Source organism: Hymenobacter sp. UYP22, from assembly GCF_040547285.1.
Lineage (GTDB): Bacteria > Bacteroidota > Bacteroidia > Cytophagales > Hymenobacteraceae > Hymenobacter.
Genome location: NZ_JBEPPK010000004.1, coordinates 246,534 through 268,947, shown reverse-complemented (window position 1 = coordinate 268,947; position 22,414 = coordinate 246,534). Strand labels below are relative to the sequence as shown.

Sequence of the window (22,414 nt, the reverse complement as noted above, 5' to 3'; positions counted from 1 at the left end):
GGTAGCCTATTCCTCGCTGTAGAATGACTCTAGGGCCCCGCGCAACTGCGGATGTTCGAAGGTGAAGCCCTGCTGCAACGTTTTCTCGGCGCTTACACGCTGGGAGGCCAGCACAATCTCGCTCATTTCGCCCATCATCAGCTTCAGACCAAACTCCGGTACTTTGGGCAGTACCAGCGGGCGGTGCAGCACGTCGGCCAAGGTGCGGGTAAACTCCTGGTTGGTTACGGGGTTGGGAGCCACGGCATTGTAGGTGCCCACCCAACGCGCGTCTTCCAGGGCCTGAATGAACAGGCGGCACAGGTCGTCGAGGTGAATCCAGGACATGTACTGCTTGCCCGAGCCCAAGGGCGCCCCAGCCATCAGCTTCACCGTCCGGGCCAGCGGCACCAGGGCTCCACCTTCCGGGCTCAGGACAATGCCAATGCGGAAAATAGCCGTCCGGACGCCATACTCGGCCACGCCCTGAGCGGCGGCTTCCCAGCGCTGGCACACTTCGGCCAGAAAGTCGCCCTCGGCCGGCGGGGTTTCCTCATTTACAATCTGGTTGTCCCGGTCGCCATAGATGCCAATGGCTGAGGCCGAAATAAACGCCTGCACATGGTGGTTTTGCTTGGCCAGCTGCCGGGCCATCAGTTGCGTGCCCGCCAACCTACTCGACAGAATTTCCCGCTTACGCTCCTGCGTCCACTTGCCATCCGATACGCTGCTGCCCGCCAGATTAATGATATAATCGGCGTAGGGCACGGCGGCCTCGTCAATGGTACCGGCCAAGGGGTCCCAGCGGAAGCTGCGGAACCGGCCGCTACCGGGAGTCCGGCTGAGCAGCGCTACTTCGTAGCCGCCATCAATCAGCATTTCCGCCAGGCGGGTGCCAATCATTCCGGTGCCCCCGGTAATCAGAACTTTACGGGACATAGTGTAGGGTACTTAGCGCGTAAGGCTTGGTGCTGAGCAGCCAGAGCCCCGTAAGCCGAGCAGGGAAAAAGTGGTTGTGTGAAATGTCAGGCGAAGGTAGAGTAAACCGTCGTCTTCTAAAGTCAGCTCCCGCCGGCCCCCAGGTGCTACTTGCCAATCAAACGGATAAACTCCTGGCGTAATGCCTCATTCTGGCCAAATGCCCCCCCGTACTCGGCCGTAATGGTGCTGCTGTTCGTGTCGTTTACGCCCCGGCTCATCACGCACAAGTGGTCGGCTTCAATCAGCACGGCCACATTCTCGGTACCCAAAGTCGTTTTCAACTCCTCGGCAATCTGGCGGGTGAGGCGCTCCTGCACCTGAGGGCGACGGGCAAAGTACTGCACTACTCGGTTCAGCTTACTCAGGCCCACCACATTCTCGCCCGGGAGGTAGGCCACGTGCGCCTTACCGATAATAGGCACGAAGTGATGCTCACAGCAGGAGAAAACCGTAATGTCGCGCTCCACCAGCATATTCTGGTAGTGGTAGCGGTTCTCAAACAGGCGCACCTCAGGGCGGTGTTTGGGGTCGAGACCTTTAAACCACTCGTGCACGTACATTTTGGCCACGCGCCGGGGCGTGCCACTCAGGCTGTCGTCGGTCAGGTCGAGGCCCAGCAGGTGCATAATCTGCTCGAAATGCCCAGCAATGGCGGTTACTTTTTCGTCGTCGCTGAGGGCAAAAGCATCGGCGCGAAGCGGGGTACGCAGGTCGGCGGGCAGCTGCCGGTCGAGGGGAGCGGGGCGGGGGGCGGCTCCGTCCGCGACGGGCGCCGCAGGCACGGGATTATCCATGGTATTCTACAAAATTACGTTCGGTCTCGTACAGCGTGACCGACAAGGCAAAGCGCTCTTCCAGGTGGGGGCGCAAACGGTTCCAGATAACTACGGCAATATTCTCGGCGGTGGGGTTCAACTGCCGAAAATCTTCAGTGTCCAGGTTCAGGTTCCGGTGGTCAAAGGTATCCAGAATCTCGCGTTTGATCAGGTCGCTCAGCCGCTTCATATCATACACGTACCCCGTAGCCGGATCAACCTCGCCCGTTAGGCGCACAATCAGCTCGTAGTTATGGCCATGATAATGAGGGTTGTTGCACTTGCCAAACGTGGCATTGTTCTGCTCCTCGCTCCACGCCGGGTTGTGCAGGCGGTGGGCGGCGTTAAAGTGCTCCTTGCGGCAAACGGTAACAGTCATAGTCAGAATAGAACAGGGCAGAGTTGCGTTTGTTCATCTTGTAAATAAAGGGGTTAGTGGCTGGAGTAGGCTCATTGCATAGGTGATTTTGAATATTTGTTGGTACCTAAATAATGCTAAATATTACTATTTGGATAAAAGGTGATTTTAGCCAAAAAAATCAATCGGCAGCCTAGTATGATGCTCAGAGTCTGGTTAAATTTGGTCAGTCGGATACAGCAATGCCGGCACTACTCACCTGCACAACATTTCTTCAACACTCTATTTCATCCCTTTATGAAACGAGGCGTACTTTTTTCTCTGCTGCTAACGCTGGCAACTACGGTGACGAGCTTCGCGCAAAAATCGCCCGTTGATGAAACGGATATGGCCATCAAAGGCATTCCGCGGAAAGGACAGCGCGTGTCTATGCAGCTTGACAGCAAACGCGTAGAGGATTCCTGGAAAAAGCAGCTGGACGAGCAGTTCGGCAGCAAAGTGAAAGCCGATAAAGGCGTCTACACGATGGATGGGGTGGTTATCGAAGCCATTGCCAAAACCCCCATCCGCGTTATCAGCAAAGTAGATGCCGTGCCTACCGGTACTACCGTGTGGTGGTCGATTGACCTGGGTAACGCTTACCTGAGCAAGGATGCTACCCCCGTGCAGTGGAAATCGGCCGAGGGCTATCTGAAAGACTTCGCCCGTAAGCTCTACCGCGAAGACTTGGCCCTGCAGGTTGCTACGGCCGAGAAAGCCCTGATGCAGTCACAGGACAACCACATGGCGGTTATTGCCAAGTCGGATGCCATCAAAAAGGACATCGAGAAAAACAAGCAGCGCAAAATTGATATCCAGCAGCAGCTGGCCCAGAACGCCGCTGAACTCCAGCAGTTCAACAACCAGGTAGACCTGAACTTGAAAGAGCAGGAAGCCGCTCGCGCCGACATTGTGAACATGCGCGTGGCGCTGGAAGCCGTGAAAGAGCGTATGAACAAAATTGAATAGTCTGGCAACAGAATATTTTGAAAAAGCCCCGCTGGCAGTGTGCTAACGGGGCTTTTTCGTGCGGGTTACTGCATGTGGGCGCGTACGTATTTTTCGGCTTCCTTTTCATCTTTCCAGCCCACTATGCGTGTTTCGGTGGGGCGGGTGCGGTGTTGAAACCAGAGGCTTAGGGAACTGCGCAGGCCGGGGTAGTGCTTGTTGAGCGCGGCCCAATCGGTGGCCTCGGGTAAAGTGCGCTGGCCGGGCCGGGCAGGCACGGCCAATAGCACCGACTGCAGCGCCCCATTGATATCCAGCGTGAGCAGCGCCACCGGGGTTACCTCCAGCACAGTGCCGGCGGGCTGAGCTTCAGCAAGTACTAAAGCTGGTAGGGGCTGCGTGGCCCCTGCTGCAAGCGCCGGAACCTGGGTGGCGGGCACAAAGCCGAGGTTGCCCGGCACCGGCAAAAACTCAATCAGGTCGTCGGAGCCGGCCTGCTGCTGCGGCTCGAACTCCTGGATAGCGGGGTTGTAGCGCTGGATGCGGTTGGTACCCGCGGGCATCTCCACCACTACCTGCAGCAGCTTACGCTCGGCCGAGTAGGTTGGCAAGTCGGCCAGGTTGGAGCCGCAGCCGCTAAGGCTGCCGGTTAGCAGCATGCCGGCCAGCATGAAAGCAGAAATTCGCATGGAGGAAGATACACAAGTCGGGGCACGGATGGCAAAAGATACAACGCCCGGCCGGCATCTCAGATGCTGGCCGGGCGTTGTATCTTTTGCTGGCAGAGGGTTAGCGGGCCAGCTGTTCATCCAGCAGGCGGAACGGGCTAAGTTGTTCCAGGTGCAGTACAAACCGGATGTTGTTGGTGAAGTCCCGGCGACTTTCGGGCAGGCCATTATCGAACTGGGAACCTGCTACCGGAATATATAACCGCAAAATATTCTTGGCTATGGGTAGTACCAAACCAGCCCCGTAGTACGTGCGGGTGCTGGTAGTGGAAGCGGTAGCGTTGAATATTTCTCCAACGCCCAGGTCGCCGTATACTGCCAGGGATGTCACCGGCAAGTCAGCTTCCAGGTTCAGCGTCGTCAGCCAAGTACGGCTCACGGCCGGCACGTAGCCTTTAAAGCCTCCGTCCCGGTCATCCGTCTGGTGCACTTGGGCAGTCAAGGCATCGGAAATTTGCTGCCGGTCGAGGTAGGTGTGCTGGCGGCGGTAATCGAAGCTGCCGCTCAGTCCCATCAGGAAGTCGTTGCTGGACTTCAGGAACGTGCCCCCGAACAGGCGGGCGCGGACCTGTTTTTTGGCGCTGTAGTAGCGGCCGTAGGTGGCCGTAGCGCGCAGCAGGGTAGCCTGCCGGGCCGTATTGTCACTGTTGGCATCCGAAGTCAGGAAATTCAGCTCCGCGTGCGCCGACCAGCTCTGCAGGGCGTTACCGTGCTTGGCGCCATACTCCAGCGTTTGGATACTGCTAGTCAGGTTTTCATCCTCGTTCTGGACGGAGGTGGTAGCCAGTCGCGCCCACTGCTGCACGCCGTTGTAGGCCGAGTGTGGCAGCTGCAGCGTGATGCTGGGCTCCAGCTTGGTAAACCGCTCAAAGCGCGTCAGCTGCACCTTGGTTACCAGCTGGCGCACGTTGCGCTGGGGTAGTACGTTCAGGGATACGCTGCCAATACCATTCACTTCCTTCTGGTTGAAGCTGTACATGGGCATGGCCAGGAAGTTCAGCCGTTTGGGCGTCAGCAGATTGGTATAAAAGGCGGCCCCCAGCATAAACTTGTCGGAGGTGTTGGCACCCAGCACCGGAACCCAATTAATGAAATGCCGGTCCCAGCGCTCAGGGCTGGCCAGGGGTTTCACCCGCAGAGGCTCCCAGGTCGGGAAGCTGCCTTCCAGCTGGCGCTGATCGTCACGGCGGTTAAGCTGGGGCGTCAGGTACTCGGGGTCTATGACTACCGCCGCCACGCCTTCGCGCCGGAAGTTGAGTTGAGTTTCGTCTTTCTCATCATCCTCAGTGCCGCCGAATACGGGCGTCCAGCGGGTTTCCAGCACCTTGCCCTGAGCATCCAGCGTGGCGACAGGTACCGCCAGCGGGGCCGGCGAATCGTTGCGGACCAGCACTTTCACGGCGCCCGGCTGTACCAGCATGTCAGATAGCGCTACCTCATAGTGGTTTTGAGTGGTGAGCATGTTCTGGAAAAACCAATCTAGTTTCTGGCCGGTAGTTTCCTCAAACACGGCCTGCATATCTTCGGGGTAGGGGTGGCGAAACTGCCAGCGCTGGTAATAGGCGTGCATGGCTGCATCAAACTTCTCCTGGCCCAGATAGCCCGCCAGGTACCTGAGCAGAGAAGCCGTCTTGCCATACACAATCACGCCGTAATTCAGCTTGCCGTACTCCCCGGATTTGGGGCCGCTCACGGGTTGGTCGAGGCCCCGGGAAGCCGCCGCCTGGTAAGGAATCTGGTTCAGAGCGGCGGCTGGAAGGCCCTCTACGCCCAGCTTGGTCGCAATTTTGGGTGATTTGGTCAGGAAGCCCAGTTGTCCCGCCGCTGGGTCGTTGCGTTCAGCTATGCGGTTTTCCACGTAGGAGTTCACGCCCTCATCCATCCACGGGAAGTCCCGCTCATTGGAACCCAGGATACCGTAAAACCAGTTGTGGCCCACCTCGTGCACAATGGCCGAAGGCTGCGTTACAGTCACCATGGGGTACTCCATCCCCGAGCCGGCGCTCAGGGCACCATCCACAGCCGTAGCCGAGGCGTACGGATACTCGCCTACCCATTGCGAGTAGTAGGTCAGGGCGTCGTTCACGTCCTGTAACCCCTTAATCCACTGCTGGGCATCCTTATTGGTGAACATGACCCAGGAGGTTACCTGCTTGCCTGACGGTAAGGTAACCCCACTTTTGAGCACGTTAAACCGCTTGTCAGCAAACCAGGCAAAATCGTGCACCCGGTCCTGCACGTAGCGCAGGGTTTTAGTTTCCGCTGCCGACGCCGGAAATTTCAAGTCAGTGCCGAAGTCCTGCTGCGTTTTCTTGCTGGCGGTAGCTGCGGCCAGCTGGTCGAGGCGCTGCTGCTCCTCCGGGTTTTGCAGCACGCCGGTAGCCCCCACGGTGTAGTTGGCCGGTAGCGTGATGCGCACATCAAACGAGCCAAATTCAGAGTAAAACTCGCCTTGGTCGAGGTAGGGCATGGGGTGCCAGCCCTTCTGGTCGTACACGGCCGGTTTGGGGTACCACTGCGTAATCTGGTAGCTCTGCTCTACGTGCCCAAAGCGCGAAAATGAGTCGGGAATTTTTACCCGAAATGGTGTGGTGATGTTTGCTTTGGCTCCGGGGGCCAGGGCCTGGGGAAGTACCAGCTTGGCCATATCAGGGTTGCTGGCATCGTACTCCAGGCGGGCTGCCTGGCCGTTTACCTGAAACTCCAGCCCATCAATGAAGCCCCGCTGGCTAGCCGTGGCAAACTGAAATTTGCGGCTGCCGTTGCGTAGCTGTTGCCGGGCGAAGGCCGTGCTATTGTCGCGGTAGGCGTTAGGCCAGAGGTGAAACCAAATATAGGTCAGCGGCTGAGGCGAATTGTTGGTGTATTCCAATTCCTCACGGCCGGTAAGCACGTGCTGGCGGTCATCAAGCGCCACATCAATAGAGTAATTAACCTGCTGCTGCCAGGTAGCCGACTGGGCCAAGCCCAGCAGCGGTTGGGCCAGTAGTAGGCTCAGTGCTAAAAATTTCTTCATACAGAAAAAACAGGGAGAGAAAAACGATGGTAGCAGCAACGAAAGTAGCCCTTCGGCCGGGAAGATGCGTCACAACCTTTGCTCGTTGCCTGCGTTTGGAAGCCTATTACCAACCTCCGCCGTACCAGGCGGACTAACATTTGCTACCGATGTCTTTCCACAAGCAACCAAAAGACGATACCCAACACCAGAACCACCTCGATGGTACAACCAAGCTCCTGGGCCTCGATTTGCAGGAAGAAGCCGACCGTTCCGGCCTCGATAACCACTTTCAGCGCTGGATTGAAGACCTGAAGGACGTTAACAATCCGGAGCTACACCAGCTGGTAACCGACCTGCAGGATTTGAAAGCCCACTTTAACGGTGGTAGCATTGACAAGGACAAAGTAGCTCAACTGCTGAGCCGCTTGGGTGAAAACACCACCAAAGCTGCCGTATTTGCCGAAAACCCCAATACGGCTGAGCGGGTGGAGAAACTGGGCGCTGCCCTTACCGCCGCCGCCAACCAGGTTAAATAGGCTGCTAAAAACTCAGTTGGTTCTCTCCAGCCCATAAGCTAAACTGCCCCGGTTTCTGCAAAGGAGCCGGGGCAGTTTCGTTAGCAGCTTACTGAATGAGCAACCACCTAGTAAATGCCAACGGCCGGCCTCTTATGCAGGGGCCGGCCGTTGTGGGTAAGTGCGAGGTGTGCTTAAGCAGCAACCACTACGCGACGCTTCTCCTTGATACGAGCTGCTTTGCCCGACAGGCCACGCAGGTAGAACAGACGGGCCCGACGAACCTGGCCACGACGGATAACTTCAATCTTGTCGATGTTGGGCGACAGGAGCGGGAAAATACGCTCGGTACCGATTTGGTTCGAAATTTTACGAACCGTAAAGGTTTCGCCGTTCGAGTTTGGGTTTTTGCGCTGAATCACCACGCCTTGGAACTGCTGAACGCGCTCCTTGTTGCCCTCGCGAATTTTCACGTGAACGATAATGGTGTCACCGGCTGCAAACTTGGGGAAGCTGGCGCGGCGCTCCTGGGATTCCTGCTGAATAAAATCGAGTAGTACGCTCATGGCTGGAAAAACTGTGAAGGACGGCCGCGCCGCCCTGAAGGGTTTCAGGTAAAGAGGCGCAAATATAGCCCTCTATTTTCAAATTGTGAAATGGTGAGTTTGTGAAATTGTGAGTTTGTGGTTCTTACTGCGCCAGTTACAGATTCTAGGCAGTAAATTCACCGTCCGCAGTTTCGCAACGTCACTCTGGTAATAAGTCTGGGCGGCGCTGCTGGGTGCGGGCCAAGGCCTGCTCATGCCGCCAGACGTCAATTTTGGGCGTATTACCGGAAAGTAATATCTCCGGCACTAAGAGGCCTCGCCATTCGGCCGGACGAGTGTACACGGGCGGGGCCAGCAGGTTATCCTGAAAGGAGTCGCTGAGGGCCGATTCCTCGTTACCCAGCACGCCGGGTAACAGCCGCACCACTGCATCTACCAGAATAGCAGCCCCTAATTCACCCCCGCTCAGCACGTAGTCACCTACACTGATTTCGTGGGTAATGTACGCCTGCCGAATCCGCTCGTCTACGCCCTTGTAGTGGCCGCACAGAATGAGCAGATTGCCGGCTAACGATAACCGGTTAACCAGCGGCTGCCGCATCGTTTCCCCATCTGGCGTCATGTAGATGACGGCCTCGTAGCTACGCTGGGCCAGCAACTCATCAAAGCAGGCGGCAATGGGCTCCACGCGCAGCACCATTCCGGCTCCACCCCCAAACACGTAATCGTCAATCTGACCGTGCTTGTTGATGGCATAGCGCCGAAGGTCGTGCAGATGAATTTCAGCCAAGCCTTTATCCTGCGCCCGCTTCACAATGGAATGGGCAAAGGGGCTCACCAGCAAATCTGGCTGACACGTAACGATGTCAATGCGCATAATTCGGCAGACAGCCTAAGGCTCTACAACTTCGTCGGGCTCGTCCCGCTCCCGGGAAGCCGGCGTGAGGTACACCTCCAGCAAGCCCTCCGGCAGATTCACGTAAAGCTTTTTGGCTTCCTGGTCGGCGCTCAGAATCAACTCATCCGCCACCGGAATCAGCACTTCCTGACCCTGGTAGCGCATGGATAGCACGTCCTGCTGGGGTAGTTCGTAGAAGGTCTCCACGTTACCTAACTCACCGAGCTGCTGATCGACTACCGTGAAGCCAACCACATCATGAAAGTAGAACTGGTCGTCTTTCAGAGCGGGCAGCTCCGCGAGGGGGCGCCAGAGCTTGGCGTTCCGCAACGGCTCCGCTTCCTCAATGCGCTCAATGCCTTTCAGCTTCAGCAATGCCCGCTCAGTGCCCTGGGGCTGTAGCTTCTCTACGGCATACTCGATAAGCTTGCCTGGGGCCGTGGGCATTTCCAGCAGCACCATTTTCAGCTTCCGATACGCCTCCAGGTCGTCTACGTCCAGCGCGGCCACCACGAAACCTTTCAGGCCGTGGGGCTTCACAATGGAACCCAGTTCGTAACAGTCGTCGAGCGTCATGGTAGGGAAGTTAGAAAGGTAGAGAGTTTGAAAGTTAGAAAATGGTGAGAGTGATGCGTTTAGCCACACCAACTGCCCATTCTTTAACTTCCAAACTCTCTACCTTCTAAACCTGAAATTAAGCGCCAGCTTCCTCCGTAGTCTCGGCCGGAGCTTCGGCTTCCGTGGTTTCAGCTTCGGCGGCCGGAGCAGCAGCAGCCAGAGCGGCGGCCTGCTTGGCGCGCTGCGCTTCAGCACGGGCTTCGTTTACTTTGGTTTCGGCGGCCAGACGCTGCTTGCGGGCATCCTCCTTGGCGTTGCCCAGGTTGGTGCGCTTGCCTTCGATTTTAGCATCTTTCTGCTCTTTCCAGTCGGTGAAGCGCTGGTCGGCAGTGTCCTGCGAAATAGCTCCTTTGATAACACCCAGTTGCAGGTGCTTGCGGTACAGCACACCGCGGTAGGAGAGCATGGCGCGCACGGTATCCGTGGGCTGGGCACCTTTCATAATCCAGTCGAACGCCTTTTCACCGTCGAAGTTGATGGTAGCGGGGTTAGTCTGGGGGTTGTAGGTACCGATTTTTTCGATGAAACGACCGTCGCGGGGCGAGCGGGAGTCAGCAACAACGATGTCGAACATTGCGGCCTTCTTGCGGCCACGACGGGCGAGGCGGATTTTAACTGCCATAAACCGGTTTGGTTAAGCGACGCATCCCGTGCGTCTGGTTGAAAATGAGGTGCAAAGGTAATCACAGATTTTGCGGATTAAAAGGATTACCCAGATTCAACGCTCACTTGTGAGGGGAGGGACTGCTCACCAGCCACATAAAAAGGCCCTTCCGCATCCGGAAGGGCCTTTTGTTCGTTTCTTCAACGGAAGATATTTTGCTTAAGCGGCCATCGGTACCGATTCCTGCCACTTGCGCTTTACTTTTACCACGCCCACCTTGTCCAGCATCCAGATGAATGCGTAGGTGGGGTCCAGCTCCCATTTCTTCACGCCGAAGTTGACGCGCATGGGCAGCTTGTGGTGGTTATTCTGGAACAGCTCGCCAAATGCCAGGAAGTCGAAGGGCAGCGTGTTTTTGGATTTGTCGTGGTTGTCGAAGTTCTGGTAGCCGTACTTGTGGCCGCCCCAGTTCACAATAGCGCCGTGGATGGGCCCCATCAGGAAGTGAATGGGCAACAGCAGAAACTGCCACCATGCTGTAGCAAACTGCACATAGAACAGCACGTATAGTGCGCCCCAGCCAATACGGCTATAGGCGGTACCACCGAATGCCTCCAGCGTCTTCCACTCCGGGGTGTCACCCTCAAAGCGCTTGGCCTCCTCGTAACGGTTTTCTACCACTTCCCCGTAAATCACTTTGGTTTTCCACATCATGCTGAAGGCGTTAGAGGAAAAGTGAGGCGAGTGGGGGTCCAACTCCGTGTCGGAGTAGGCATGGTGCATGCGGTGCAGCAACGCATAGGCCCGCGGCGAAAGGAACGAGGAACCCTGGCAGATGTAGGTAAACAGGAAGAAGAATTTCTCCCAGAACTTGTTCATGGTGAACATTTTGTGGGCCGCGTACCGGTGCAGGTAGAACGTCTGCGTGAAGAGCGACAGGTAGTAGTGCGCTACGAAGAAAACGAGTATTGCCATAGGGGCAGAAAAGTTAGAGGTCGGAACCAGGAGCGGCGGGCACGTTTGAGGCCAAAAGCTCAAATCCCCTGCTAAAGTTCAAGTGCCGCACCACAAAACTACGGCCCCTCAGCCCCCTAGTGCAATTCACCTTTCTAAAAGGACAAAATGTTATTCAGGGTAACGGCAGCAGCAAAGGAGAAACAACATGAGGAACGGTCATTGCCAGCCACTAGCCAACGCAGCATATTCCTGCTCATGTACGTGTCCGAAAAAGCAACCAAGTCCCGAACGTATGGTTTCAGCGTTCGGGACTTGGTTGGAAAGGGGAGTTGAGAGGCTGAAAACAACGAGTTGTTATGCTTCCGCTGTTGGCTTCCGTTAGTAGTATGCTTCCGCCGCTTCCCAATGAGCAATATCGGGTAGGGGGGCTTTGAAGCACATTTCCTCCTTGGTAACCGGGTGCTGAAACTCCAGCTGGCGGGCATGCAGCGCAATGCTTACGTCGGGCAGGGGCGCAAGGAAGCCGTACTTCACGTCGCCGACGATGGGAGTACCCAGGCCGGAACTGAGTTGCACCCGAATCTGGTGGGGCCGGCCGGTAATGGGGTTTACCTGCACCAGCCAGCGCGAACCGGCCTGGCCCAGCACCTGATAATCCAGATCAGCTTTCAGGCCCTGGCCATGACGTTCCGTGTAGGCTTTGGTGGTGTTGCGGATGGGGTCTTTCACCAGCCAGTGCGTAAGGTGGCCCTGCGCGGGGGCCGGACATTTGCCGGTGAGGGCCCAGTAGGTTTTGTGCACCTTATTATCCCGGAACAGCTCGTTGAGGCGGCTCAGGGCTTTGCTGGTTTTGGCCAGCGCCACTACGCCGCTCACGGGCCTATCGAGGCGATGGGCCACGCCTATGAAGGCCGCGCCGGGTTTCTTGTACTTGAAGCGCAGATATTCTTCGGCCTTGGCCGAAAGAGGCTCGTCGCCGGTGGCGTCGCCCTGTACCAGCAGGCCGGCGGGTTTGTTGATGATGAGCAGGTGGTTGTCCTCAAACAGGATTTCCCGGCCTTCTGCCCACAAATTTGGTCGATTCACTAGGGGGTAAAATTAAGCAGCTGAAGTTTCGGCGGCAGCATCTTTAGTATCATACCAATTGATACGCCGCGAGAGATACATCACGGTAGCCAGTACCAGCACTAGCCCCAGGCTGCCAATGAGCAGGGCATAGTCTTGGAGTTGCAACACCACAAACACAAAGCCATACACCAGCAACAGTACGCCAGCCGTGATAAGCGTGAGACGACGCTGCCGGAATATACTGGCAGCATAAGCCGTAACAAGTCCAATGATAGCCAACCCGGCCAAACCATACGCTGCGTTAAACGGCATGTGCTCGGAAAGGGCCAGCAACAGTACGTAGAATATAACGAGACCCAAGCCAACCAGAATGTACTGAAATGGATGGATTCGCTGGCGGTTAAGCACTTCTACGAAAAAGAAGATAAGGAACGTGAGTGAAATAGGCAGCAACGCATACTTGGCGGCCCGCATGTTTTTTTGGTATTCATCCACCGGAACAATCAGCCGGGCCCCGAATGCAGAGTTGTCAACATCGGGGCGGAAGTCGGCGGTGCGCCAGCGTTGGGGGTAGCTACGGTTGAGGTGAAGCACGCGCCATGTGGCCTGAAACCCCTGGGGGGTTACGCTGTGCTGGCGCGGCAGAAAAGCCCCCCCGAAGCTGGGGTCGGGCCAGGGCGCCTGCAGCTTAACCCGGGTTTCGCGGCCCAAGGGCGCGAAGAAAAGCGCCGAGCTGCCGTTGAGAGCAATAGTAAACTCGAAAGTGTGCTTTCGGGCTAGGCTAGCGGCATCAGGGAGGGGCACCGGGGAGCTCATGGCTTCCGTGACCGGGCCGTTGTTGCCAGCTGCCGCCTCAATTTCGGCGGTGCCCGCGTACCGGGTGGTGTACTGCGTCTCGGCGGTCAGGGAGTTACTCTGCGGAGCCGAGGATACGGGCATCACGTCGGGGGAGGGGACACCGGGTTCGAAAGCAATTGGCCGGCCGTCCCAGCGCAAGGCAATGCTATTGCGAATCCCTTTCATATCCGACAAGCCTACCGCCACAAAGGCTTCCGGCCACCGGATGTCGGCGGGGTTTATGTTCCAGTCAGCCAGGGAAGCAGTCTGGAAAGTGCCTTTCACGCGCAACTGAGAACTGTATACTACCACATCGTAAATGCCTCGCTGGCGACGTTCGGGAGCTAGTGAGCCATCAATGGACAGAGTATCGGGCAGGAAGCAGGCGTAACTGGTAGTTTCCAGCAACTGATTCTTGGCGTCGCGCTCCAGGCGGCGGTAGGGCACTACCAGTACGGGGCCGGTAAATTGCTGGGGCCCGCCCCATTTGGCGCTTACCTCTGCCGTGGCCACGTCGCGGGTGCTGGCCCGCTCCTGCACCAGGTTTTCTACCATCGAAGCCGGAATCAGCAGCAACAGCATCAAAATGCCAATGGATAGCAGCTTGATGGTAATTGAATGCCGGATCCACGCATTAATGCGTTCGAAGGTAGAGGGCGGAGACATGAAAGACGTCGGGTTTCGGGGCCGTAATTCTTAATGACTGGGGGCCGCTTGCCGGAGGCAGCAAGCGGACGCAACAACCTAGACGTAGCAGCGGGTTTGCTGCGTAACCGTAGCCTAGTAGGCTTCCTCCGAAGTAGGAAACTCGCGGGCTTTTACATCCTGAATGTAGCGCTGCACGGCGTCGTGCATCAGGCCGCCCAGCTCGGCGTAGCGGCGCAGGAAGCGGGGCTTGAACTCCTTGGTAATTCCCAGCATATCGTGCACCACCAGTACCTGCCCATCCACATCGGGGCCCGCGCCGATACCAATAACCGGAATAGTCAGCTTTTCGGCTACTTGCTTGGCCAGACTCGACGGAATTTTCTCGAGCACCAGGGCAAAGCAGCCAATTTCCTGCAGCAGCAGAGCATCTTCAATCAGCTTTTGGGCCTCCGCTTCTTCCTTGGCTCGTACGGTGTAGGTGCCAAATTTGTAGATGCTTTGGGGCGTAAGTCCCAAGTGGCCCATTACTGGAATGCCAGCCGTCAGAATCCGGGTGATGCTGTCCTTGATTTCGGCCCCGCCTTCCAGCTTGATGCCGTGCCCGCCCGATTCCTTCATGATACGAATGGCTGAGCGCAGGGCCTCCGAAGAGTTGCCCTGGTAGGAGCCGAAGGGCATATCCACCACCACAAAGGCCCGCTTTACGGCCCGTACCACGCTTTGGGCGTGGTAAATCATCTGGTCGAGGGTGATGGGTAGGGTGGTTTCGTGGCCGGCCATGACGTTGGAGGCCGAGTCGCCCACGAGCAGCACATCCACGCCGGCCCCATCCAGAATTTGCGCCATCGAGAAGTCGTAGGCGGTGAGCATGGATATTTTTTCGCCGCGCTGCTTCATGGCCAGCAACTGGTGCGTGGTCACGAGCTTGACTTCTTTGTGTTGGGACATAGTTTCTAGGGACTTAGGGGCTTGGGAACTTAGGGACTTAGATTCCAGCTGGCTATCCAACGTCCCAAACGTGAGGCCAAAGCTGCGGAATTTTTCAGAAAAGAACTCCGCAAGGCAACCCTACTGCTGCTAAAGCTTACACCCTAAGTCCCTAATAATTCAGGAAGGTGCGGTTGCGGCTGAGCTTGAGGCTCTGAAGCAGCGCCGACTTGGCCGCCACCGTCACGAAGTAGCCCCGGGTGGGGCCGAAGGGCCGCCAGTTGCCCGTAATCTGCCAGCAGTGCAGATCCTTGGTTACGTCTAGGTTGGTGAAGGCGGGCGTGCGGTTGATGAAGTCATAGTTGGTGCTGAAGCCGAAGCGCAGGGTTTCGGTAAGCTTTACGGAGCCGTTCAGGTTAAGCGTAGCGGCCGTGTAGGGCGCTTTGCGGGGCCGGGAAACTAACGCCGGCAGAGGGCCTTGGTTGGCGTAGGAGGCCGTAAAGCTGGTATTTAGCTCCCAGGGAATACTGAAATCCACGTAATCCTCGTAGGGGTTCAGCTCACGAGGTGAGCCAAGCTGCGGGTCGTTTACCGGGGCTGCGTCGCGGCTGATTGTAGACTTCTTGTTGCCCTGGCTGGGGTTGAACTGGTAGGAGAGGGAGGCGTTGGCTGTGGCTAGGCGGGCCAGCTTAATTCTTTTGGTGTTCTGCCACAGAAATTTGTCTTTCAATGTGCCGGTGGAGTCGCGCTGATAGAACTCGAAGTTGGCGTTCAGGGTCACATTCAGCTTGCGGGCTACCTGGGTGCGGAAAGTGGAGCTGAGCGGAGCCAGCTTCAGACGGTCGGCGGCGAAGTTGTAGCCGGTGCTAAAATCCAGGCCGTCAATCAGGCTTACTTTGGTAAAGGGCGTGTTGCCGGTGGTGTCGTTGGAATTGCGCACCTTCATTTCCACGGCGTTCTGGAGGGCAAAGCTAAGTTGGCTGACTTCGGTGGAAGTAGGATAGCCGTACGCAAACCCGTTGTACTGGGGCAGCAGGAAGCCGTTGCCATTTTGAATATAGGTGTCACCTTCCGAGTACAAACGGCCGGTAGAGGGGTCACGCAGCCCGGGTGTGGCAACACGCTCCAGTCCTGAGTTACGGGCCGAGCTGGTAGGCGTGTAGTTGTAGGTGAGGCTGGGGGTGATTTTGTGGCGCAGCGCCTGAATTTTGTGCGTGCCTTTCCGGACAAAGGTACCGTAGAGGTTGGTGCTCATACTCAGGCTGGCGTTGTAGCTGGAGAGACGGTTGAAGCCCGCCACGGTATCCACTTGAATGGCCCGGGCCGTTTCGTTGTAGGAGTAGTCCAGCTTTTTGAAATACCAGATTTCGTTGTAGGTAACGCCGGGGCTGAAATTGAGGTGGGCGAAATTGTAGCTGCCCAGCGTGATGCCAAAGTTGTGGCGCATGCCCGTTTGGGAGTTGCGCAGCAGCTTATCCAGGTTACCCAGCTTTACGGGCATCACGAAGGCCGCCGAGGAGCCACCCAGCAACGGAATAGCGCCGCCATTGATTTGCCGGGCCGCAATATTGTTGGAGAGACGGTTCTGGAAAGTCAGGTCGTAGGAAAAAGCCAGCTGCTCGTACGCCTTGCGGGGCCGGATTTTCAGGATGTCATACACGTACTGCCGGGCCAGCTGCGCCGATATATCGGGCAGGGTGAAATCCATGGTGCCGGTTTGCGTGTTCTGGCTCTGGGCCAGATTAATGCTATAGTTGATGGGGGCGTAGCGCAGCTGCTTGGAGTAGGAAACCGTGGACTGAAACGCCGAGGTGAGGTAGTTGCGCGGGTTGTAGGAGTTTTGGCGGTAGTAAGCGCCGTTGCTGCTGCTCACGTTCACGTTGGCCGAAAACCGCCCGCCGTTGGGGCGCGGTACCGGCGTGTGCGTCCACATCAGGGCAAACGTCTGCTGGGAGCGGGGTACGTTGTAGGTGGGGTTGGTATTGGCATCGGTGGTGCCCAGCAGCCGCTCAGTGGGCTGCCAGCTGTAGTTGAACGTGAACAGGCCCTGGTAGCGGTAGCGGGTGATGTACTGCATTTCGGCCGTACCCCGCCAGCCCCCAAACCGGTCGGCATTGCCGCTGTAGATGTCGCCAGTGAGGCGCACGCCAATATGCTCGTTGGCGGCCCAGTAGTAGCCCCCGTTGCGCAGGAAAAAACCTCGGTCGGCGGCCTGCCCGAATGTGGGAATAATAAGGCCCGAGGCGCGGCTTTTGTTTTTGGGAGTGGGAAAGTACCCGAACAAAAAGCCCAGTGGCGTGGGTATATCCCCAATAACTAGGTTGAAGGGGCCGGTTACCACGTTTTCACCGGGTATCACCTTCATTTTGGAGGCGTTGATGTAGAAGTGCGGGTGCTCCAGGTTGCAGGTGGTGTAGCGCCCGTGTACCCCAAACAGCTCGTTCCGGTCGTTTTTCTTGATGGTTTCGGCGTGGATGTATCCTTCCCCCTGTTGGGTGACCACATCGGTAATGCGGCCTCGCTTGCTTTTGATATTGTAGTCGATGCGGCCGGCCTGGTAGGTGGCCCCACCCTGCACAAATACGGGCTTGTCCTGGACCCGGCCCAGGGAGTCGGCCGCGCCCTCCGCCGTTACCACGTTCTTGCTGTAGTCAACCGTAATCAGGGCCGCCTTCAGATTCATGTCGCCGTAGTCCACATCGGCCTTGTCGTAGAGGATGGCGCGCTTGTTCTGTACCTCAAACCGGATGGAATCCTGGGCCTTGTACTTAACAGTGGTTTCCACGGCTCCCTTACGCCCGCCGGCCGCTACCCGCAAGGAGTCGGGGGTGCCCGTAACCAGCCCGGTCGTGTCACGCACCGGACCTGCTGGCGGCGGGTTCAGAATCTGGGGGGGCGTGTTGCGCACATCGGTGGGCACGTTGGTGGTGCGGGGGCGTTGCTGGGCGTGCAGGGGCAGCAGGAACCCCAGGCTCAGCAGGAGCGTGAGCAGGCTGGGTAGCCGCCGTAGCAGCCAGAACGCACGCAACATAGGAGGGAACACAGGCGCGGATGAGGCCACGTAGTTTTTATCGTTTATTTTGTGGCGGTTTGCAAAGGTAGCGGGTCGCTGCCCCAACTAACGAACACCGTGCGGAATATTGTCGCTCTGGGTGCGGCGGCCCTTTTAGTCCTCGCCGGCTTTACTTCTCCCCAGCTTCCGGCCGCGCCAACGGCCGGGGCGGAGCGGGCCCCCGTGCGGTATCGGCTGCGAACAGTAGTGCTGGATGCGGGGCATGGCGGCAAGGATAGGGGCTGCGCCGGCGTGAAAGCCCGCGAAGCGGATGTAGCACTAAAAATTATCTTGGCCCTGGGCCGGCAGATAGAGGAGAATATGCCGGAGGTGAAGGTGGTGTACACCCGCAAAACCGACGTGTTCGTGGAGCTAGCCGACCGGGCCGGTATTGCCAACAAAAATAGCGCCGACTTATTTATTTCCGTCCACTGCAACGCCTCCGCCGCCGCCGCCAACGGCACGGAAGTTTGGACCATGGGGCCGCACAAGACGGATGCGAACCTGAGTGTAGCCAAGCGCGAAAACTCAGTAATTCTGCAGGAAGACAATTATAAGGAGCGTTACAACGGCTTCGACCCTACTTCGCCCCAGAGCCATATTCTGTTTTCCCTGTTTCAAAGCGCCCACATGGTCAACAGCATCCGGTTTGCTCAGCAGGTAGACCGGCAGTTTCGCACCACGGTGGGCCGACCCTCCCGGGGCGTGAAGCAGGCGGGCTTTCTGGTGCTCTGGAAATCTACTATGCCGGCGGTACTTATTGAGTCGGGGTTCCTTACTAACCGGCAGGAAGAAGAGTATCTGAACGATAAGGCTAATCAGACGTATATGGCCTCGGGTATTTACCGGGCCTTCCGCGACTATAAGAATGAGCTGGAAGCCGCCTCGGGCGAGTAACCCTGCCGGGCTATGCAACCCGGCCGCCGGCTTTCTGACTCTCCCTCCAACCAACCGCTGACCACCGTGTCGAAAGAAATTAAAGTAGCCCTGTTGGGTATTGTGGCCATTGCCCTGCTCGTTGTGGGCTTTAACTTCCTGAAGGGAAGTAATATCCTGTCTTCGGACCGCACCTACTACGCCAAGTATGACAACGTGGACGGCCTGAACGTGGGCAACCCGGTTATCCTGAACGGCATCAAGGTGGGGCAAGTAAAGGAGATGGTGCTGGTGCCCGAGGAAGGCAACCGCGTGAAAGTGGCCGTAGAGCTCCAGAAGGGCGTGGTAGTGGGCGACTCCACCGTGGCCTCGCTGAGCGGCTCTCTGCTGGGCTCAAAAACCATCACGCTGTTTCTGGGCAAAAACTCCAAAGTGTTTGACGGGGGCGAAATTCTGAAATCCTACACTGTGGCCAGCATCACCGACGCCTTCCAGGCCAAAGCCCTGCCCGTGCTTGGTACCGTGGACTCCACGCTAATCAAGGTGAATGGCTTCCTGAACAAAGATGCCAAAGTAAGCCTGCAGGCTACCTTGCTCAACGCTCAGGGCAGCACCGAGGCTCTGAAAAATCTGCTGTTGATGAACCAGCGCAACATCAACCAGATTACTACTAACATGGCCCGTCTCACGGCCGACCTCAATAAAACCAGCGCCAAGTTTGACCGGATTGCCGCCAACTTCTCCACCCTCAGCGACTCGCTGAAGAGTGCTCCGGTGGGCCCGGCCATGCGCAAGCTTAACGCCACCATGACGGAGGCCCAGGGCACCATGACCACCCTTAACCGCTCTTTATCGGACCAGAAAGGCTCTTTGGGCAAGCTCATCAGCGACTCTACGCTCTACAATAACCTCAACGCTACGGCCGCTAGCTCTAACGCTCTGCTGCAGGATTTGAAGGCTAACCCCAAGAACTACGTGCACTTCTCGGTATTTGGCGGCGGCAAGGCAAAGAAGGAAGTAGAAACCACTACCGTAAAACCCAACGGCACCACCACCGAAACTGAAGTGAAAACGACCATCAAGTAGGAGCCTTTCCCAAACGGCATTCCTCTTACCTTTGAATCCGCCCCGCGAGGGGTGGATTTTTTGCTTCTACCCAAAGGTGAAATTGTGAAGTGGTGAGTTTGATGTGCTGATGGCCTATTCGGCACAAATAGCCCGGTACGGATTGTCAGCACATTAAACTCACCATTTCACCACTTCACAATTTCACCACCTCTCCCACCCATTCCCACCCCCATGAATCTCGAATTCAACAAAAACGAAGACAGCGTTAAGCAACTCAACTTTCAGCTGAAAAAGCGGCTGGAGAAAGTGGCCCTTGGCGGCGGCGAAAAGCGCATTGCGGCTCACAAGGCCAAAGGCAAGCTCACGGCCCGGGAGCGGATTGACTATTTGCTGGATAAAGACTCGCAGACCGTGGAAATTGGCGCGTTTGCGGGGGAGGGGATGTACCAGCAGGAGGGCGGTTGCCCCAGCGGCGGCGTGGTGGTGATAATTGGCTGGGTGCAGGGCCGGCAGTGCGTGGTAGTCGCCAACGACGCCACGGTGAAGGCCGGGGCCTGGTTCCCGATTACGGCTAAGAAAAACCTGCGGGCCCAGGAAATCAGCATAGAAAACAAGCTGCCTATTATTTACTTGGTGGACTCGGCCGGGGTGTATCTGCCCATGCAGGACGAAATCTTCCCCGATAAGGAACACTTCGGCCGCATCTTCCGCAACAATGCCGTGATGAGCAGCATGGGCATCGTGCAGCTGGCCGCCATCATGGGCCCCTGCGTGGCCGGTGGAGCCTACCTGCCGATTATGTCCGACGAGGCTATGATTGTGGATGGTACTGGCTCGGTGTTCCTGGCGGGCTCTTATTTGGTGAAGTCGGCCATTGGGGAAAGTATCGACAACGAAACGCTGGGTGGGGCTACCACGCACTCCGAAATTTCGGGGGTAACGGACTACAAGTTCCAGAGCGACGAGGAGTGCCTGGACCACATCCGCAACATCTTCGACAAGATGGGCGGGCAGGCCACGGCGGGCTTTTCGCGCAAAGCCCCCCAGGCCCCGGCCCAAAATGAGCAGGAAATTTACGGCCTGCTACCCGCCGACCGCGCCAAGCCTTACGACATGATGGACATCATCAACCGGCTGGTGGATAACTCGGAATTTGAGCCCTATAAGGACCTCTACGGGCAGAGCCTGATTTGTGGGTTGGCCCGCATTGACGGCTGGGCGGTAGGCATTGTGGCCAACCAGCGCAAAATCGTGAAGACCAAGAAGGGGGCTATGCAGATGGGCGGCGTCATCTACTCAGACTCAGCCGATAAAGCGGCGCGCTTCATCATGAACTGCAACCAGAAGAAGATTCCGCTGGTGTTTCTGCACGACGTGTCGGGCTTTATGGTGGGCAGCCAAAGTGAGCATGGCGGCATCATCAAGGACGGGGCGAAGATGGTGAATGCCATGGCCAACTCCGTGGTGCCCAAGTTCTCGGTTATCGTGGGCAACAGCTACGGGGCCGGTAACTACGCCATGTGCGGTAAAGCCTACGACCCCCGCCTCATCGTGGCTTGGCCTACCGCCCAGCTGGCGGTGATGAGCGGGGCCGCTGCGGCCAACACGCTGCTGCAAATCCAGGTAGCCGCTGCCGAAGCCAAGGGCGACAAGCTCACCGAGGAGGCCAAAAAGGAAATGTTCGACAAGATCAAAGCCCGCTACGACGAGCAACTCTCGCCCTACTACGCCGCCGCCCGCCTCTGGGTCGACGCCATCATCGACCCGCTGGAAACCCGCAACCTCATTTCCCAGGGCATCAGTATGGCCAACCACGCGCCCATCGAGAAGCAGTACAATGTGGGGGTGATTCAGGTGTGATGTCGATTCAACAATGGATAAGGTCTATTCCTTCGACTGGTACGACGGGGTAAGAGGCGGGGTAGCTACATATAACGGGCAGCCCTGCTACTTCGAGAGTCAGTGCGTAGATATTTTCACTGACGGAACCGATTGGTTTAAGCTGAGTCCGATATCAGAAGCAGCCTTCGAACAGAACAAAGAGCAATGGGCTTTGTGGCGTATCTACGACGCGGCCTTTCAAGCTGGGCAAATTGGTATTGAGCATCATCCATTTTTACCTGAGAACCGCGAACGAGGAGAAGAACTGCAACAGCAACTTGAGCATCAGTTGATAATTGATGACAACAATTTTATGATAGCTCAGGCTGAATTTCTTGGTTTAGATAAGCAGATGCAGCGAATGGATAGAGCTGAAATGGAAGTGCGTTGGAATATTCTTCTTGCACCACCTTCGGCGAGTTGGCGGGCTGGCTATGATGTCTAACTGAGACGCTCCACCTGCCCTTACTGCCCGCGCTGTTTGACTACCGCGAGTTCGTCAATGCCGACGGACTCGCTCGGGGCCTATCGCCATTTCAGCCCGAAGAAGTAGATGGATAGAACGAAAGAATCAGCAAATCAATTGGTAGAGCTACTCGTAACCATCGATCAGTTTGTAGATGACTTTCAACCCGGTTGGGTTAGAGGGTTGTTTAACGATATTGACGGTAAGCAATGGTCGATAATTGAGAAAGTACCTGTCGTAACAAAAGAGGACTTGGACAAGCACAGCAGCTATCCAGTGCAAGGATTTATTGCGTGCCAGATGGTTGAATCATCTATTCAAAGTGGGCGAGAAGTGGTGGTAATTGATTTGAGTCGACCGTATAGCATCTGCGCAGAAGATGGAACAGAAGTGTTTCAGGTTTTCAGAGAACAGCTAATCGAGACCTATCAATGACTGAGCGGGAGCAAATCGAGCACGCGCACCAGCAGTTACAGGAGGCACTGGATGCAGCCTATGAAAACATGCTGGCTTTCAAACGCTACAAACGAACTCCTGTAGTGGTTGTGCGCGAAGGGAAGGTGGTAGAAGTATCGCCGGATTCTCTGACACCCGTTGCTCAGACT

At 56.9% G+C, this 22,414-nt stretch carries 21 protein-coding genes; 7 read left to right on the top strand and 14 right to left on the bottom strand.

Annotation, left to right across the window (positions count from 1 at the left end; translation table 11 throughout):
• Positions 1 to 6: 6 nt before the first annotated feature.
• The 3 genes from ABIB60_RS09675 to ABIB60_RS09665 all read right to left on the bottom strand — a co-directional run bounded on the left by ABIB60_RS09675 (position 7) and on the right by ABIB60_RS09665 (position 2,154).
• Complete coding sequence (locus tag ABIB60_RS09675) at positions 7 to 918, bottom strand: TIGR01777 family oxidoreductase (RefSeq protein WP_354579485.1); 912 nt, start codon at positions 916 to 918, stop codon at positions 7 to 9.
• 146 nt (positions 919 to 1,064) lie between these two features.
• A complete protein-coding gene (gene folE, locus ABIB60_RS09670; protein WP_354579484.1) occupies positions 1,065 to 1,754 on the bottom strand; it encodes a GTP cyclohydrolase I FolE in 690 nt (229 codons plus the stop codon).
• Positions 1,747 to 2,154: a 6-pyruvoyl trahydropterin synthase family protein gene (locus ABIB60_RS09665; RefSeq protein WP_354579483.1), complete on the bottom strand. Its 408-nt coding sequence runs from the start codon at positions 2,152 to 2,154 to the stop codon at positions 1,747 to 1,749. Before ABIB60_RS09665 ends, folE begins: the two co-directional genes overlap by 8 nt.
• Positions 2,155 to 2,430: 276 nt before the next feature.
• Here ABIB60_RS09665 and ABIB60_RS09660 point away from each other — a divergent pair, with 276 nt between their 5' ends.
• Complete coding sequence (locus ABIB60_RS09660) at positions 2,431 to 3,141, top strand: DNA repair ATPase (protein WP_315999394.1); 711 nt, start codon at positions 2,431 to 2,433, stop codon at positions 3,139 to 3,141.
• A 65-nt stretch (positions 3,142 to 3,206) separates the two neighbouring features.
• Here ABIB60_RS09660 and ABIB60_RS09655 read toward each other — a convergent pair whose 3' ends face one another.
• Complete coding sequence (locus tag ABIB60_RS09655; protein ID WP_354579481.1) at positions 3,207 to 3,809, bottom strand: inorganic diphosphatase; 603 nt, start codon at positions 3,807 to 3,809, stop codon at positions 3,207 to 3,209.
• A 100-nt stretch (positions 3,810 to 3,909) separates the two neighbouring features.
• Positions 3,910 to 6,864, bottom strand: a complete 2,955-nt coding sequence (locus ABIB60_RS09650; RefSeq protein WP_354579479.1) for a M1 family metallopeptidase — start codon at positions 6,862 to 6,864, stop codon at positions 3,910 to 3,912.
• Between the two features lie 149 nt (positions 6,865 to 7,013).
• Between ABIB60_RS09650 and ABIB60_RS09645 the strand changes: the two genes are divergently transcribed.
• Entirely contained in the window at positions 7,014 to 7,382 is a 369-nt protein-coding gene (locus ABIB60_RS09645) for a hypothetical protein (protein WP_354579478.1), read from the top strand.
• A 173-nt stretch (positions 7,383 to 7,555) separates the two neighbouring features.
• Here the strand turns inward: ABIB60_RS09645 and rplS are convergent, their stop codons facing one another.
• The 9 genes from rplS to ABIB60_RS09600 all read right to left on the bottom strand — a co-directional run bounded on the left by rplS (position 7,556) and on the right by ABIB60_RS09600 (position 17,497).
• Entirely contained in the window at positions 7,556 to 7,927 is a 372-nt protein-coding gene (rplS, locus tag ABIB60_RS09640; RefSeq protein ID WP_315999398.1) for a 50S ribosomal protein L19, read from the bottom strand.
• 181 nt (positions 7,928 to 8,108) lie between these two features.
• Positions 8,109 to 8,786: a tRNA (guanosine(37)-N1)-methyltransferase TrmD gene (trmD, locus tag ABIB60_RS09635; RefSeq protein ID WP_354579476.1), complete on the bottom strand. Its 678-nt coding sequence runs from the start codon at positions 8,784 to 8,786 to the stop codon at positions 8,109 to 8,111.
• A 15-nt stretch (positions 8,787 to 8,801) separates the two neighbouring features.
• Positions 8,802 to 9,383 carry a ribosome maturation factor RimM gene (gene rimM / locus ABIB60_RS09630; protein ID WP_354579475.1) on the bottom strand — a complete coding sequence of 194 codons (582 nt, stop codon included), beginning with the start codon at positions 9,381 to 9,383 and terminating at the stop codon, positions 8,802 to 8,804.
• Positions 9,384 to 9,501: 118 nt separating this feature from the next.
• Entirely contained in the window at positions 9,502 to 10,047 is a 546-nt protein-coding gene (locus ABIB60_RS09625) for a 30S ribosomal protein S16 (protein WP_354579473.1), read from the bottom strand.
• 201 nt (positions 10,048 to 10,248) lie between these two features.
• Positions 10,249 to 11,004, bottom strand: coding sequence for an acyl-CoA desaturase (locus tag ABIB60_RS09620; RefSeq protein WP_315999402.1), 756 nt, complete (start codon positions 11,002 to 11,004; stop codon positions 10,249 to 10,251).
• A 360-nt stretch (positions 11,005 to 11,364) separates the two neighbouring features.
• A complete protein-coding gene (locus ABIB60_RS09615; protein WP_315999403.1) occupies positions 11,365 to 12,072 on the bottom strand; it encodes an RluA family pseudouridine synthase in 708 nt (235 codons plus the stop codon).
• 12 nt (positions 12,073 to 12,084) lie between these two features.
• On the bottom strand, positions 12,085 to 13,557 hold the full coding sequence (creD, locus tag ABIB60_RS09610) for a cell envelope integrity protein CreD (RefSeq protein ID WP_354579471.1): 1,473 nt from the start codon (positions 13,555 to 13,557) through the stop codon (positions 12,085 to 12,087).
• A gap of 114 nt (positions 13,558 to 13,671) precedes the next feature.
• Positions 13,672 to 14,487, bottom strand: a complete 816-nt coding sequence (panB, locus tag ABIB60_RS09605; protein ID WP_315999405.1) for a 3-methyl-2-oxobutanoate hydroxymethyltransferase — start codon at positions 14,485 to 14,487, stop codon at positions 13,672 to 13,674.
• 151 nt (positions 14,488 to 14,638) lie between these two features.
• The gene (locus tag ABIB60_RS09600) at positions 14,639 to 17,497 is read right to left on the bottom strand and encodes a putative LPS assembly protein LptD (protein WP_354579469.1); all 2,859 of its coding nucleotides are present in this window, start codon (positions 17,495 to 17,497) and stop codon (positions 14,639 to 14,641) included.
• Positions 17,498 to 17,596: 99 nt separating this feature from the next.
• Between ABIB60_RS09600 and ABIB60_RS09595 the strand changes: the two genes are divergently transcribed.
• From ABIB60_RS09595 to ABIB60_RS09575, 5 genes are all read left to right on the top strand, one after another.
• Positions 17,597 to 18,415, top strand: coding sequence for an N-acetylmuramoyl-L-alanine amidase family protein (locus ABIB60_RS09595; RefSeq protein ID WP_502915115.1), 819 nt, complete (start codon positions 17,597 to 17,599; stop codon positions 18,413 to 18,415).
• Between the two features lie 12 nt (positions 18,416 to 18,427).
• Positions 18,428 to 19,480, top strand: coding sequence for an MlaD family protein (locus ABIB60_RS09590; RefSeq protein WP_354579468.1), 1,053 nt, complete (start codon positions 18,428 to 18,430; stop codon positions 19,478 to 19,480).
• Between the two features lie 213 nt (positions 19,481 to 19,693).
• Positions 19,694 to 21,322, top strand: coding sequence for an acyl-CoA carboxylase subunit beta (locus ABIB60_RS09585; RefSeq protein ID WP_354579467.1), 1,629 nt, complete (start codon positions 19,694 to 19,696; stop codon positions 21,320 to 21,322).
• Positions 21,323 to 21,335: 13 nt separating this feature from the next.
• Positions 21,336 to 21,788 (top strand): hypothetical protein, encoded by a 453-nt coding sequence (locus ABIB60_RS09580; RefSeq protein ID WP_354579465.1) that lies wholly within the window; start codon positions 21,336 to 21,338, stop codon positions 21,786 to 21,788.
• A 108-nt stretch (positions 21,789 to 21,896) separates the two neighbouring features.
• On the top strand, positions 21,897 to 22,244 hold the full coding sequence (locus ABIB60_RS09575) for a hypothetical protein (RefSeq protein WP_354579463.1): 348 nt from the start codon (positions 21,897 to 21,899) through the stop codon (positions 22,242 to 22,244).
• Positions 22,245 to 22,414 lie beyond the last annotated feature (170 nt).

What these genes read in the sequence shown, in the direction of transcription:
- ABIB60_RS09675 (WP_354579485.1), bottom strand. Translation starts at nt 918, where the DNA reads ATGTCCCGTAAAGTTCTGATTACCGGGGGCACCGGAATGATTGGCACC.
- folE (WP_354579484.1), bottom strand. Translation starts at nt 1,754, where the DNA reads ATGGATAATCCCGTGCCTGCGGCGCCCGTCGCGGACGGAGCCGCCCCC.
- ABIB60_RS09665 (WP_354579483.1), bottom strand. Translation starts at nt 2,154, where the DNA reads ATGACTGTTACCGTTTGCCGCAAGGAGCACTTTAACGCCGCCCACCGC.
- ABIB60_RS09660 (WP_315999394.1), top strand. Translation starts at nt 2,431, where the DNA reads ATGAAACGAGGCGTACTTTTTTCTCTGCTGCTAACGCTGGCAACTACG.
- ABIB60_RS09655 (WP_354579481.1), bottom strand. Translation starts at nt 3,809, where the DNA reads ATGCGAATTTCTGCTTTCATGCTGGCCGGCATGCTGCTAACCGGCAGC.
- ABIB60_RS09650 (WP_354579479.1), bottom strand. Translation starts at nt 6,864, where the DNA reads ATGAAGAAATTTTTAGCACTGAGCCTACTACTGGCCCAACCGCTGCTG.
- ABIB60_RS09645 (WP_354579478.1), top strand. Translation starts at nt 7,014, where the DNA reads ATGTCTTTCCACAAGCAACCAAAAGACGATACCCAACACCAGAACCAC.
- rplS (WP_315999398.1), bottom strand. Translation starts at nt 7,927, where the DNA reads ATGAGCGTACTACTCGATTTTATTCAGCAGGAATCCCAGGAGCGCCGC.
- trmD (WP_354579476.1), bottom strand. Translation starts at nt 8,786, where the DNA reads ATGCGCATTGACATCGTTACGTGTCAGCCAGATTTGCTGGTGAGCCCC.
- rimM (WP_354579475.1), bottom strand. Translation starts at nt 9,383, where the DNA reads ATGACGCTCGACGACTGTTACGAACTGGGTTCCATTGTGAAGCCCCAC.
- ABIB60_RS09625 (WP_354579473.1), bottom strand. Translation starts at nt 10,047, where the DNA reads ATGGCAGTTAAAATCCGCCTCGCCCGTCGTGGCCGCAAGAAGGCCGCA.
- ABIB60_RS09620 (WP_315999402.1), bottom strand. Translation starts at nt 11,004, where the DNA reads ATGGCAATACTCGTTTTCTTCGTAGCGCACTACTACCTGTCGCTCTTC.
- creD (WP_354579471.1), bottom strand. Translation starts at nt 13,557, where the DNA reads ATGTCTCCGCCCTCTACCTTCGAACGCATTAATGCGTGGATCCGGCAT.
- panB (WP_315999405.1), bottom strand. Translation starts at nt 14,487, where the DNA reads ATGTCCCAACACAAAGAAGTCAAGCTCGTGACCACGCACCAGTTGCTG.
- ABIB60_RS09600 (WP_354579469.1), bottom strand. Translation starts at nt 17,497, where the DNA reads ATGTTGCGTGCGTTCTGGCTGCTACGGCGGCTACCCAGCCTGCTCACG.
- ABIB60_RS09590 (WP_354579468.1), top strand. Translation starts at nt 18,428, where the DNA reads ATGCAACCCGGCCGCCGGCTTTCTGACTCTCCCTCCAACCAACCGCTG.
- ABIB60_RS09585 (WP_354579467.1), top strand. Translation starts at nt 19,694, where the DNA reads ATGAATCTCGAATTCAACAAAAACGAAGACAGCGTTAAGCAACTCAAC.
- ABIB60_RS09580 (WP_354579465.1), top strand. Translation starts at nt 21,336, where the DNA reads ATGGATAAGGTCTATTCCTTCGACTGGTACGACGGGGTAAGAGGCGGG.
- ABIB60_RS09575 (WP_354579463.1), top strand. Translation starts at nt 21,897, where the DNA reads ATGGATAGAACGAAAGAATCAGCAAATCAATTGGTAGAGCTACTCGTA.